The sequence below is a fragment of the bacterium genome (assembly GCA_023150945.1).
GTDB lineage: Bacteria > Zhuqueibacterota > Zhuqueibacteria > Zhuqueibacterales > Zhuqueibacteraceae > Coneutiohabitans.
Genome location: JAKLJX010000013.1, coordinates 104,904 through 118,807, shown reverse-complemented (window position 1 = coordinate 118,807; position 13,904 = coordinate 104,904). Strand labels below are relative to the sequence as shown.

The window sequence follows — 13,904 nt, the reverse complement described above, 5'->3', positions numbered from 1 at the left end:
AGCGCATTCTTCGCGTCCGCCAGGAACCTGATGACACGATGCGCATGACTCTGCCCGATTACCTGCACGCGCTCGGCCTGCGGCCGGGCCTGCATGTGCTGCTGCACTGCTCGCTGCGGAAAATCCGTTCGGCCTTTCCCGCGAGCAATGCGGAAGCGCTGATTGCGGCCCTGCAGTCGCTTCTCACCGCGGACGGCTCTTTGATCATGCCGGCTTTCTCCTATTGCTTCAAGAAGACCACCGGTGATTCGACGCCGTTCCGACCGGCCGACACGCCCGGCGATACAGGCTACGTCTCCGAGAGATTCCGCCGCAGTGCGGGCGTGCGTCGCACCGCCGCGCCGACCCATTCGTTCGCGCTGTGGGGAAAAATCACCGAAGAAGTTGAGGCGGACAACTCTCCCACCTGCCCGCTCGGCGAGGGCAGCGTGCTCGCCTGGCTGCAAGCCAAAAGCGATTCAGCCATCGCCCTGCTGGGCGTCGATTTTTCAGCGCTGACGTTTGGACATTATTTGGAGAGCAAAGCGAAGCTGCCCTGGCTTGCGGTGTTCCCCTGGGCGCATGAAGGCATTCTACCAATCGCAGTTTCCGCACGCGGTGAACAGCCGCTGCAGGAAGTTCCGGGCTGCAGCCGCTCATTCATCAATTTGGAATATCATTTGTTGGCGCAACGCCGTCTGATGCCGCTTCAGCACGCCGGGCTGCGCAGTTATCTGATCCCGGTGGCGCGCTTGTATGAGGAGGGTTTGGAATTTCTCCGCGAGCATCCCGCCGGCTTGCTGTGCGCGCCGGGCACTTGTCCGGCCTGCGACGCCCGACGAAAGGCATGTCATGTCTCTTGAGCGCCATTCGGCAGTCTCGATCACGCTGCTGGTGCTGCTGGCCGCTGCGCCGATGAGCGCGCAACCGCTGCAGGAATTGCGCGGCGTCAAGCTCACCAACGTCGACAGCCAGGTGCTTTTCTCCGATGCCAACATTGCGGAGGCCATGGATTATCTTGCCGGCGCCGGGCTGAACGTAGTGTTGCCGGTGGTGCTCAATCGCGGCCACACCCTCTATCCCAGCCTGGTGATGGATGATTACTTCAACGCGCCCATTTTGCCTGAATTTGACGGTCGCGATCCGCTCGGCCGCGTGCTCATCGAAGCGCATCGCAACGGCCTGGAGGTGCTGCCCTGGTTCGAATACGGCTTTGCCGCTTCCTACTCGCAAAACGGCGGCCACATTCTCGCGCGCTATCCCGATTGGGCCTTGCGCGACAGCAGCGGCAGGCTGGTGGTCAAGAACGGCTTTGATTGGATGTCGGCGATCAATCCCGAAGTGCAGCGCTGGATGCTGGCGCTGGTCACCGAGATTCTCGATCACTACGACGTCGACGGCATCGAATTCTCCGACCGCATTCCCGCCCTGCCGGTGGAAGGCGGATACGAGGCCGCGACGGTCGCGCTTTACCGCGCCGAACACAACGGCGCCGCGCCGCCCGCGAATTTCCGAGACACGGCCTGGCAGCGCTGGCGCGCCGATCAACTCAATGCCTTCTATCGCACCGTGCGCGACAGCATCAAGGCGCGCGGCGAGCATCTCCTGGTCTCCTCCAGTCCGAGTGTTTACCCCTGGTCGTACGAGGAATATTTGCAGGACGGCAAGACCTGGGTGGAACAGGGCATTGTCGACAACTTCATCCCGCAACTCTACCGCTACAGCTTTTCCGATTATCTCTTTGAATTGAACAAATCGCTGAGCTACGTGCCGCTGGATCGCCGGCGCACGTTTTATGCGGGCCTGCTCGCGCAGGTGGGCAGTTATCTCATCACCCCGGAGTTTCTACTGGCCTGCTTGCGCGCCAACCGCGAACGCAACGTCAGCGGTGAAGTGTTCTTTTTCTACGAAGCGCTGCGCAGCCGCAACAATTTGCTGGGCGACACCTTGCAAGCAACCTACTATGCCCAGCCGGCGTTGCTGCCGGAACGCAACGGCCAAGTGTGGCGGCCCAAAGCCACCATCGTGAACGAAGATGAGGCCGGCGCAGCGGTGACCGGCGCGTGGGCCGCCGCCAATTTCAATGGTTTTCGCGGCAACGTGCTGCGTGCCGCTGCCGGCAGTTTGGCCACGATTTCGTATGAATTCAATGTTCCATTCGCGGCCTGGTTCGGCGTGTATGCTTATTTCGTTCCTGCGAGCACCAACACCAGGCAGGCGCGCTTCACCGTCTTCTCCGGTTCCGACTCGAGTTCTTTCGTGCGGGATCAAACCGACCTCGCGAGCGCCGGCTGGCAGAAGATTGCGGATATTTATTTGCCGGCCGGCATGCGGCGCGTTCTCAAGCTGGATAATACACTGGCGGCGCGCGGTGAGAACTTGATCGCAGACGCCGCGATGATCATGATCAACCGCAAGCTCTCACCGCAGGTCGTGGTCACTGCAGTTGCTCAGCGCGAAACCGTTTCCGCCAGCCGCCCGGATTTCATGCTGTCTCCAAATTATCCCAATCCCTTCAATGCCGCGACCCGCATGCAATTCTCGCTGGCGCAAGCGAGCCACGTCCGCCTCAAGATCTATGACGCCAACGGCAAGCTGATCACGACTTTAATCGACGCCTTCAAGCCTGCCGGCAGACATGAAATCACTTGGCAGGCGCTGGAGCTTGCCAGCGGTTTGTATTTGGCTCAACTGGAGGTGGGCGCGCAACGCCTGACCCGCAAACTGCTGTTGCTTCGATAACCCTTGAGACTGATGATGCAAAACTCCGGCAACCACTTTCGCTCGGCTGCGGCGGCACGCGCCCCGGCTGAATCCCAGCCACGCCGATCCTTGCTCACCAGGCTGGTACGCTTGGGCTGCTTGGCGCTGCTGTGCGCACTGCCGACAACCGCCGCAGACCAACCCAAACAGATCACGATTTGGGGACTCTCGCCGCACACGGATGATCTTGGCCTGGTGCGGGTCTTGGAACGATATGCTGCCGGCCAACCCGGGATCGCCTTGAAAATCGTCACGGCGGGCAAAGCGGAAGTTGCGACCGAGGGCAGCGGCTTCAGCCAGAAATTCATGACCGCGCTGGCCGCCGGCAAAACACCTGATTTGGTTTTTCTCGATCGTTTCACGCTGGCAGGCTGGGCGGCGCGCGGCGCGCTGCTGCCGTTGGATGATTACGTCGCCAACTCCACTGTCAATCCTGCTGACTTTTACACCGCGCCACGGGCGGAATGCACTTTCGACGGCCGGCTGTACGGCATTCCTTATGGCACTGACGCCCGCGCCTTTTTTTGGAACAAGAAGCTGTTTCGCGCCGCCGGCCTGGATCCGGAACGGCCGCCGCGCGACTGGGAGGAACTCATCGTCTATGCGCAACGCCTGACGAAATACAATGCCCAGGGCCAGGCCGAACAACTCGGATTCGCGCCGATTCTCGGCAATTCCTGGCTCTATCTCTACGGCTGGCTCAACGGCGCCCGCTTTCTGAGCGAAGATGGCCGCCGCGTGCTGCTCGACAGTCCGGAAGTGCGCGAGGCGCTCGTTTACATCAAACGCCTCTATGATGCTTTGGGCGGACGCCGCGACGTGGTGGATCCGTTCGAGCGCGGTTATGGTCGCGACGCGACCGATCCTTTCCTCATCGGCAAGTTGGCAATGCGCATCGACGGCAATTGGTATCTCAACAAACTCGCGCGCCTGGCGCCGGATTTCGAGCTGGGCGTGGCTCCGCCGCCCGCACCGCCAGGCAAGCCGACGACCACATGGTCGGGCGGCTTTGCCTGGGTCATTCCAACCAAAAGCAAGCATCCCGATGAAACCTGGCGCCTCATCGAGTATCTGGTCTCACCAGCCGGCTTGCTTGCCGAGGGCGAGGAACAAAGCCGGGTGAATGCCGAGACCGGCAACGCCCTCTACGTCCCCAAACTGATCGCGCACAAAGCTGCGAATGAAGAGCGGCTGCGCGCCTTTCCGATTCCCGTGCCGGCTCTGCAGCGCGCGCAGGAAGTCTTCGTTGAGCTGTTGAACGTCTCGCATTTTCGGCCGGTGACGCCGGTGGGCCAGCAGTTGTGGGATGAGCATGTGCGCGCCACCGATCTGGCGACTTACGGCGCGCTCACGCCGGAGCAGGCGCTGCGCGAGAGCGCACAACAGGTACAAAAAGCCGTGGATGCTTTCTACGCCGATGAAACGCGGCCCGTCGTGCCGCTGCAATGGAGTTTCGCGCTGGCCGCGGTGCTGCTGCTGACCGGGCTGGCCGTGCTCCTCTGGCACTTGCGGCGGCTGCGTCAAGCCTCGCCGCGCGCCTGGCTGGAGGCCAGAACCGGTTTGATCTTCGCATTGCCGTGGGTCATCGGCTTTCTCGTGCTCATGTTCTGGCCGACGCTGACTTCCCTCCTGCTCAGTCTCACCGAATACGATGTGCTCTCGCTGCCGCGCTGGGTGGGATTCAAAAACTTTGTCGCGATGTTCAGCGGCCAGGACATGATGTTTTGGAGAAGCCTGGGCAACACGCTCTATCTTGCCGCCTTCGGTGTGCCGCTGAGTTTGATCACCGGCCTGAGCATCGCACTGCTGGTCAATCAAACCGGCCGCAGCGTGCGCTGGTATCGCACCATTCTCTATCTGCCCGCGATCGTGCCCGCGGTGGCAGTGGCGATCGTGTGGATGTTTCTGCTTAATCCGCAAAACGGGCTGATCAATTTCGTGCTGGCCCAGGCGGGCATGGCTTCGATCAACTGGCTGGGCGATCCCCGCTACACCAAAGTTGCGGTCATCATGATGCTGCTGTGGGGCGCGGGCGGCTCGATGGTGATTTGGCTTGCCGGCCTGAAGAGCATCCCACCCTCGCTCTACGAGGCGGCGCGCATCGATGGCGCGGGCACGGTGGGCCGCTTCTTCCGCATCACTCTGCCCCTGCTCAGCCCTTATGTCTTCTTCAATTTGATCATGAGCCTGATCGCCTATTTTCAAATCTTCACGCAGCCCTACTTGCTGGACGCGCGCGGCGGCCCGGAGGATTCCCTGCGCATGTATGTCTTCTATCTGTTCGACAATGCTTTCAAATATTTCAAAATGGGTTACGCCAGCGCGATGGCGTGGATTCTCTTTCTCATCATTCTCGTCCTCACGCTGGTCAATTTCAAGCTGGCGCCGAAATGGGTTTACTATGCCGATGAATGATCGACGACTTGCACCGGCAGGCGGCCGCGCTGCCGGCTGGCAGCAGCGGTTGCAACAGTTCATCCAGCGCCGGGTGTTGTATCACCTGGTGCTGTGCGCCACCTCGCTGCTCTTTGCCCTGCCCATCATCTGGCTGATCGCGACCTCGTTCAAGACGGATGCCCAGGTAGTCAGCTCGGATACGTTAGCGGAGTTCTTCGTGCCGAATCCCGTGGCCTGGGACAACTACGGCCGCGCCATGGCGCGCATCCCGCTGTGGCGTTATCTCGGCAACACTATACTGGTCACCAGCCTTTCCATTTTGGGGACGGCGCTGGCCAGCTCGCTGGTGGCGTTTGCCTTTGCCCGCTATCGCTGGCCGGGCCGCGAAGCCATGTTTCTGCTGCTGCTCAGCACCATGATGTTGCCGCCGCAAGTCACCATGGTGCCGGTATACTTGATCTTCGCCAAGCTCGGCTTGGTCGACACGCTCACGCCCTTGTGGCTGCCTTCACTGTTCGGCACGGCGTTCTACATTTTTCTGTTGCGGCAATTCTTCAAAGGGCTGCCGCGCGAACTGTTCGAGGCCGCGGAGATCGACGGCGCCAGCTCCTGGCGCACCTACTTCACCATTGCCCTGCCGCTGGTGCGCCCGGCTTTGATCGCTGTCATCATCCTGCAGTTCATGGCCTCGTGGAACGACTTTTTGAATCCCCTGATCTATTTGCAGGATCAGGCGCTCTACACGCTCTCGCTGGGCTTGCAGGCCTTTTCCTCGCGCTACGGCGAAACCGAATGGGGGCCGCTGACCGCCGCCTCGCTGCTGATGATCATTCCGGTGTTCACACTCTTTTTCACCGCGCAGAAATACTTTATTCAGGGGATTGCCCTGGCGGGCATGAAGGAGTGAAATGAAAATGCTGGCCGGGCAGCCGGCCCAGACGGGCAGTCACGTTGGTCTGGAACTGGGGCCACCGCGTCCAACGACACGAGCGGTGAGATTATGCTCGGGCAAGATTGCAGCAGAGCGACAGCGCTGGCATTGCCGTTCTAAAACACCGTGCCCCGCTGCCGGAGGGCTTGGGTGAGATTCTCTTCATAGAACTTGATGGCTTCTGGGCGGTAGTCCGCGGGCAACAGGCTTTGCTGCCTGCTTTGCCACGCGGACCGCTGCCAGTCTTCGCGCACGCGTGCTTCGATCTCCTCCCATTTCGGCGCGCGGCGATTCTGCCGGCCAATGCGTATGATGCTGTATCCCTCCGCTGTTGCCAACGGCGCATAAAGATTGCCGGACTGCAGTCGCGCGGCCTGCTGTCCAAAAGCGCTTTCCTGATCTGAAATCACTCCCAGAAAACCGCCGCGCTCCCGTGTTGCGGCCCGCCGGGAATAACGCCGAGCCATTTCACCAAAATCGCTGCCGGCTTGAATGGCCTTGGCGATGGCCAGTGCGGAATCGCGCTGCGCAACCAGAATCTCATACACTTCGGATTCGACTCGCTCGCCGTAGCGCGCGCGGTGTTTGGCATAGAATTCGTGCAGCGCCGCCGCTGCATCGGTAACCGAGTCTTGCGCGGCCAGGGTCGCGTGGTAGGCGTACTGCAGCTCGGCGCGCCGGGCCTTCTCGCGCACCACCGGATCATTGGCGAAGCCGCCGGCTTGGGCGGTTGTCGTCAAGATTTTATCACGCAGCGCCACTTCCAATGCTTTCTTCAAATTCGGCTGCAACAAGTGGCGCGGCAACTCCGGCAGCGCCTCGAAGAATTCCTGCACCGTGAACGGCTCGCCTGCCACCGTGGCCGCAATCTCCTGAAACGAATCGAGTGGCGGCTTGCGCTCGATCTCCTGCAAGGCCTGCGGCCAGCGCGGCTGCGTCGAATGCTGCAGGATGGGCGCGAGATATTCCCACACGCGGCCGAGCACGGCCATGTTCACCACCAGCGGTTTGTTCCACACCAGCTCGCGCAAATGCCGGGCGGCGGCCATATCCAACCGCCGGCTGAGCAGGCGTTGGTAAAGATCCTCCCGCTCCCACGGGGTTACCTCGCCGAAGCGCAGCGTGGTGCGAATCGAATCCACGCGGAAAACATGCCAGCCCATCAACGATTGCACCGGCGGCGAAATCTCGCCGCGCTCGAGCTGATAAAGCGCCTCCTCCACCGGCAGATCGGTGTCGCCCCAACCGAGCCAGCCGAGATCCCCGCCGGCCGCGGCCAGCGCGCTGTCGGGGAGGGTGGCCGCTGCCAATGCTTCAAAGGGAACGCCCTGCTGCAACTGCTGCCTCAGGCTTTGCATTTCTTCTTCGGATCTGGCGAACAACTGCCGCACGCGCAGTTGTGTGTTTTGCCGCTGCCGGGCGACAGCGATTTCGGCTGCAGTCGGCGCGGCGATGGTGTCCTTGAGCGTCACTTCGAGATAGCGCCGCCGCAGAAAGCGCCTGAAATCCCGCTGCAGGGGCCGCTGCACTTCGGCGGTTTGGTGCAGTCCTTTAGCCATGCCCACGTGCGCGATCAATTCCTGTTCGATCATTTGTTGCGCGAACTGACGGCGCAACGCCGGTGAATCGGGCGCGCTGGTGGTTTGCCAATACTGAAAGTAGGATCTCTCGAAATCGGACTGGGTGATCTTGATTTCCCGCCATTCCGCCACTAACGGCGGGCGCTCGCCCTGGCACGCCGCGAGAACGAGCATGCACGCAGCGCTGATCCAGCCGGCGAACCGGATTTTAGACAGGATTGGAACGGTTTTCATCATGCCAACCATGGGAATCGTTGTCAATCGCATCACGCGGCGCTGCCATCTTGAACCGATCCTTTGCCGGCCACAGCTCTGCGAAGATTCAAGCCCAGCGCCAATTTTTTCACAAAACCCCAGTGCAGTATCTATAGCCTGCCCCCTCGGCAGACCGGCGTAACCCTGCACACGTCTGCGCCGGTCGCAATCTAGGGAGTTTCACCCTCGAACACCACACGCAATCCCCGGGTCAATGCCGCAGGAAAAACGCTGTTGTGATTCTCGTCCGGGAAAATTCGGCTGCTCATTTGCAGTCCCTGATATTTTCGGGAAGCCAGCACGGTGGCGAATTGCTCCAGATCTTGCGCCATGATGGGATTCTCCTGGCTGCCCACCGCCAAAAATACGCGCGCCGGTAGCTGCTGCCGGCCCGTGGCCGCTTGCGCCTCGAACGTGAAGATGACGCGGTGGTCATACCAGTACGATGGGCTGACGATGATGTATCTCTGAAAGGCCTCCGGATTCGTCAGCAGCAGGTAAGTGGCAAACAAGCCGCCATAGGAATGGCCGACGAGGGTGCGGTCGTTGGGCTTGACGCGATACTGCGCCGCGATGAACGGAATCAGTTCGGTCACAATGAACCGGCGGAATTGCTCCCCGCCGCCGGAGAATTTCTGAAATTCCGGGCCATAGCCGCCGTCCAGTGTGTGCGTGGGCGTGTAATCGCGCGTGCGGTTGTGACGGTATACGGGCAGGACCTGGCTCGCGCCGGCATAGGCAATGCCCACCACCATCATCTCCGGCAGATTCCGCCGGTCAACCAGATGTTCGATGATATTGTGCGCCAGCGCGAAGGCGTAATCCGCATCCAACACGAAGACGACGGGATATGCTTTGTTCGTCCCGGCATACTGCCGCGGCAAGCTCACGTACAGGGTGTAGTCAATTTCAGTGACGGCGGAATGCAATGATCGCACTTCGGTATGAGGCAGGCAATAAGCCGGGAAAGCGGAATCCTCCGGCGCGTCGGCAGCCTGCCCCCACGCGGCAAAGAGCGGCAACAAGATCAGCGCAAGGCCGCCACGCCAACGGGCTCTGATACTCCTCGCGGTGTGGTTGCGGAGTCCGGGAGAATGGAAAAGACGAATGCAGATTGGTGTGAGATTCCTCATCGTGCGATCGTTCCTGCAAAATCAAGTTGCCGGCCCGCCCGCGAGCCGCGCGCAATGCCGGCCCCGCTGCTGCGCAGCAGCAAGTAACTCTGGCCGGATTACTTTGTGATTTTCTCCAGCATGGCCTTCGCGTTTTGGAAGTTGGGATCAATCTCCAAGGCCTTCTGGTAATAGGTGATTGCCTGCTGCCGGTCCCCTTTCTGCAAGTGAAACTCCCCCAGACTGTCGTAGAGATTGGCTGTTTGAGGATACAATTCCACGGCGATTTGCAGCAAGGCCATGCCCTGGTCAAGCTGTCCGCGGCCGGCAAGCTCGTAGGCGAGGCGATTCAAACCTTCGGCGCCGGCCGAGCCTTGGGGATTGCGGGCCGCGGCCTGTTTGATGCGGGCCAGGCCTTTTTCCTTCGCGCCGAAGAGAGCAAGTGCGACGCCGTGTCCGGCCAGGAGCGCGTCCGAGCTGGGATAAAGCGCCGTGCCCGTTTCTCCCGCGGCCAGCGCTTTCTCGTGCTCGCCGCGCAGCATGTACTGCACGATCGCCTCATCAAATTCGCTGATGAAACTCGGATAGATTTGCGCGCCGGCGAACAGCTTCTGCAGATGAGCCTGCACCGCGGCGAAATCAGAGCGCGGCGCCAGCGCCAGGGCGCGCACTTCTGGCGTCCACGTCCGTTGCCAGTCACGTTGCCAGCGCTGCACTGATTTTTCGAAAGCAGCGTGAAAGCGGAAGGTGGCAGGGTGGCGAGCATCCTGCTGGTACAGGGCGATATAGTCATGGAAGAATGGAATCGCGCCGGTTTGATGATAACTCTCGAGCCGGACTGCGCCGGCTTTTGCTTTGAGGCGCGCGGCCATGTAGGAGCCGATCTTGCTGAATGCCTGCTGCGCAACGGGATGGCGGCCCTCGCGGATTTTCTGCAGCGCCGCAGCGTGATCTCGCTGCAAGGCCGGAGGGCTGACGTGCTGATTGAAATAGGAAAACGCTTGCGCCAGCTCCGCCGGATCCTCGCTCGTTGCTTTGCCGAACCGCTGGAAGTCATTCAAGCCGCTCGCAAAAACTTCGCGCAGGCCGAGCAAGATGGCGTCGCTGACTTTGTCGGGCGCGTAGGCCACGATATTGGCGGGTTCTTCCAAAACGGCGGCCACCACGAGGTTGGCATAGGCCGCCGGATTGGCGCTTTCGAAATTGCAGGCAACCGCAACGATGAAATTGCAGCACGGATAATTGTAAAGCATGGTGCGTGTCTCCTGCTGACCGCCGCTGTGGCGCACCATGAAGTGGCCGAGACTATGGCCCGTGCCCCAGCCCATGCCGTAGTCGGTGAGGCGACCGTCTTTGGTCGCCATGGCTTCATACATCTGCTCGAGGCTGGCGCGGGAAAGCAGCTTGCCGGTGTTCAGGCCGTGCGCAAACTTGACCATGTCCAACACCGTACTGCGCGTGCCGCCCGCGGCAAAGCGGCTGCTGAGGTTGACAAACTCGGAATTCTTGATCTCGCCTTCGACGAGTTGATAGCCGCGCACGCGGTGCGGAATCAAATCATAGGGATCATCGAGGCGAGTGTCGTGCATGCCCAGCGGCTCCCAAACATGCTGACGCATGTATTCACCATACGACATGCCGGAGGCGCCTTCAATCACCGCGCCGAGCAGATTGTAGCCGTAGCTGGAATAGTTGTAGCGCGTACCCGGCTCGGCGACCAAATCAAAATCCTGGAAGATGGCGATGGCCTCGCGCGTCGACTTCGGCGCGGTGATATGCAGCTCTGCCGCGGCATTCTTGTAATGGCTGATGCCGCCGAGATGGCCGAGAAGCTGGCGCACCGTGACCGGCCAGGCCTTTTGCGGGAAATAGGGCACGTATGCCTGCACCTCGCGATCGAGATCGATCCGGCCGTGCTCCGCCAATTGCAGGATCGCCGCCGCGGTCATAGGCTTGGTGACCGAGGCGAGACGATACATGGATTTTTCCGTGGCCGGCACTTGATTCTCCAAGTCCGCCCAGCCGAATCCCCGCGCCCACTGAAAATCATCTTTCATGAAGGCAATGGAAACCGCGGGAGTCCGATCACTTGCCATTTGCTTTGCCACCGTCTGCTCGATGGTTTTGATGGCCCCGGCAAAGCGGCCGGCTTCCTGCGCGCACAGCGGCAACACCCAAAGCAGCAGCACCAGCACGGCAATGCGGCCTCGCAACAGAGTTGTCATCGCGTTCTCCTTCCGGTTGAAAAGGTGCGTTGGAAAGAAGCGATTCATTTTGTCAGACACAAGTGCATTGACGCGAATGCGCGGCAGGATGCCCGATTCACCTCCATTCACTTCCCGCAGGCCCTCGTGACGCAGCGCGACAGCAGCACACCACCATGACCTCTTGCACCCGCCGGCAACCTTTTCTCGGACTTGCTTGTCTCATTCTGCAACCTTAAAAGAGGCCGCCTCGTGGAGGTGCCAAACCGGAGGCTGAATCCAATCGGAGCACAGACCTGATGCTGAAACATTACCTGACGATTGCTTTGCGCAACCTGGCCAAGCACAAGGGCTACACCTTCATCAACCTCAGCGGGCTGGCCCTCGGCCTGGCGTGCTGCTTCTTCATCCTGCTTTACGTCCGCCAGGAGCGCAGTTTTGACCGCTTTCACCAGCATGCGCCCCGCCTCTATCGCCTGCTGCATGCTGCCCGCGAGGGCGAGCCGGAGCGCTCGGCGATCAGCGCCTCCGGCTATGCCACGCATCTGAAGCAGGAGTTTCCCGAGCTTGAAGTGGTGCGGTTCTTCACGGCCAACAGCCGCGCCAATCTCAAAGCGGGCAGCGAAACGCGCACGGTGGACGGGTTTTTCTATGCGGACTCTGCGGTGTTTCGCGTCTTCACTTTTCCACTGCGCCAGGGTGATCCCGCCACCGCGCTGGCCGCGCCCAACACCATGGTGCTGTCGCCGGCAGCGGCTGCAGCCTGGTTTGGCCGCGACAATCCCGTAGGCAAAACGCTGACGCTGTTGCGCGGTGATTTGAAGCTGGATCTCAGAATCACCGGCGTGCTGCAGCCGCTCCCCAAGAACTCGCATCTGCAGTTTGACTATCTGACCTCATTCCACACGATTACCGCCTTCATGGGGGAACAGGCGCTGGCGGAATACACGAATTTCAACTACTACACCTATCTTTTGCTGCCCGCCGGCGCCGCGCCGGAGAACTACACCAGTCGCTTTCCCGAGTTTCTGCAGAAATATCGCAATGCCGAGGCCGCCAACTCCACCGCGCTGGCGCTGCAGCCGATTACCGACATTCATCTCACCACTGAGGTGCGCTGGGACATCGGCAGCAACAGCGATAAACGCCACCTCTACATTTTCTCCGCCTTGGCTGTGCTCATTCTGTTCATCGCCTGCATCAATTTCGTGAATCTGGCCACGGCACGGGCGGCGCAACGCGCGAAAGAGATCGGCGTGCGCAAAGTCGTGGGCGCCGATCGGGGGACGCTGCTGCTGCAGTTGTTCGGGGAATCGCTGCTCGCCGGCATCTGCGCGGTCGGGTTGGCGCTGGCTCTCCTGCAAACGGCAGCGCCGCTCGCCGGCGAACTGGGGGGCGGAAAGCTGGCAGTGGAGGTGTTCGCCAATCCCGGCTTGTTGCTGTTGCTGGCGGGTATCGGCTTGGCGGCGAGCGTGCTGGCCGCGATCTATCCGGCGGTGATTCTCTCGGGATTCGACCCGGCGAAAGTTCTGAAAGGCCTGGTCACCCGCGGCGCCCAAGGCGCGGCGCTGCGCAAGGGCTTGATCGTCGCGCAATTCAGCATCGCAGTTTTCCTGTTGATCGCGATTCTCACCGTCCGCGATCAACTTGCCTACATGAAAACGCATGAGCTGGGCTTCGACAAGGAACAGGTGCTCCATCTCAATCTCAGCGGCGCGGCTAAACAGCGCTTCGCGGCGTTTCGACAATCACTGTTGGCGCATCCCGGCGTGCGCAACGTTGCGCTGGTGGCCAACGTGCCCGGCCGCGTCGGCACCAGCCGCGGCTACGTCTGGCCCGGCAAGGAAGAGCCGGAAACCAGAAGCTTCTACACCATGCTGGTGGATGAGGAAACCGTGCCCACCCTCGGCTTGCAGATCATGCAGGGCCGCAACTTCTCCCGCGAGTTTTCCACCGATGCTGGACACGCTTACATTTTGAATGAAACCGCCGTGCGCGAATTGGGATGGGAAGATCCGGTCGGCCGCCCGTTTCGGGTGTGGGATGAAGAGATGGGTCAGGTGATCGGGGTGGTGAAGGATTTCCATTTCAAATCACTGCATCAAAAAATCGAGCCGCTGGTGTTGGATATCAAGCCCGAGTGGTCGTGGAGCGCGGCGATTCGCCTGGCGCCGCAGCAAACTGCGGCTGCGCTACCGTTCCTCGCCGAACAGTGGCGGGCCTGCGAGCCGGATTTGCCCTTGGACTATCGTTTTCTCGATGCCGACTTTGACCGGCTCTATCAAACCGAAGAACGCCTGGGCCGGCTGTTCAGCGCGTTCACGTTTCTCGCCTTCTTCGTGGCTTGTTTGGGGCTGCTGGGACTGGCTTCCTTCACGGCCGAGCAGCGCACCAAGGAAATCGGCATTCGCAAAGTGCTGGGCGCTACCGTGCCGTCCATTCTGCTGCTGCTCTCCAAAGAATTCAGCCGGCTGGTGCTGCTCGCGTTTGCGCTGGCCGTGCCCGTGGCATATTACGCCACCGATACCTGGTTGGAAAATTTTGCCTATCGCCTGGACTTGGGTCCTCGCCCCTTTTTACTCGGCGGCGGGCTGGCTTTGGCCATTGCTCTTTTGACGGTGAGCTTACAGGCGACCAAGGCCGCGGTGGCGAATCCCGTCAAGGCGCTGCGCTACGAGTAACT

General features: G+C 60.9%; 8 protein-coding genes. 5 read left to right on the top strand and 3 right to left on the bottom strand.

Annotated elements, in window-relative coordinates:
- Positions 1–38 precede the first annotated feature (38 nt).
- Genes L6R21_17240 through L6R21_17225 form a run of 4 tightly spaced genes read left to right on the top strand, consistent with a single transcriptional unit; the run spans position 39 to position 6,046 of the window.
- The gene (locus L6R21_17240) at positions 39–842 is read left to right on the top strand and encodes an AAC(3) family N-acetyltransferase (protein ID MCK6560943.1); all 804 of its coding nucleotides are present in this window, start codon (positions 39–41) and stop codon (positions 840–842) included.
- Positions 832–2,721, top strand: coding sequence for a family 10 glycosylhydrolase (locus L6R21_17235; protein MCK6560942.1), 1,890 nt, complete (start codon positions 832–834; stop codon positions 2,719–2,721). Before L6R21_17240 ends, L6R21_17235 begins: the two co-directional genes overlap by 11 nt.
- A 12-nt stretch (positions 2,722–2,733) precedes the next feature.
- On the top strand, positions 2,734–5,157 hold the full coding sequence (locus tag L6R21_17230) for an extracellular solute-binding protein (GenBank protein ID MCK6560941.1): 2,424 nt from the start codon (positions 2,734–2,736) through the stop codon (positions 5,155–5,157).
- Positions 5,150–6,046 (top strand): carbohydrate ABC transporter permease, encoded by an 897-nt coding sequence (locus L6R21_17225; GenBank protein MCK6560940.1) that lies wholly within the window; start codon positions 5,150–5,152, stop codon positions 6,044–6,046. The genes L6R21_17230 and L6R21_17225 overlap by 8 nt, the downstream gene beginning before the upstream one ends.
- A 140-nt stretch (positions 6,047–6,186) precedes the next feature.
- On the opposite strand, the gene L6R21_17220 is transcribed toward L6R21_17225, so the two are convergent.
- From L6R21_17220 to L6R21_17210, 3 genes are all read right to left on the bottom strand, one after another.
- Entirely contained in the window at positions 6,187–7,917 is a 1,731-nt protein-coding gene (locus L6R21_17220; GenBank protein MCK6560939.1) for a peptidylprolyl isomerase, read from the bottom strand.
- 158 nt (positions 7,918–8,075) lie between these two features.
- Positions 8,076–8,930, bottom strand: coding sequence for an alpha/beta hydrolase (locus L6R21_17215; protein MCK6560938.1), 855 nt, complete (start codon positions 8,928–8,930; stop codon positions 8,076–8,078).
- A gap of 206 nt (positions 8,931–9,136) precedes the next feature.
- Entirely contained in the window at positions 9,137–11,242 is a 2,106-nt protein-coding gene (locus tag L6R21_17210; GenBank protein ID MCK6560937.1) for a serine hydrolase, read from the bottom strand.
- A gap of 278 nt (positions 11,243–11,520) precedes the next feature.
- On the opposite strand from L6R21_17210, the gene L6R21_17205 reads away from it, so the two are divergent.
- On the top strand, positions 11,521–13,902 hold the full coding sequence (locus L6R21_17205) for an ABC transporter permease (GenBank protein ID MCK6560936.1): 2,382 nt from the start codon (positions 11,521–11,523) through the stop codon (positions 13,900–13,902).
- Positions 13,903–13,904 lie beyond the last annotated feature (2 nt).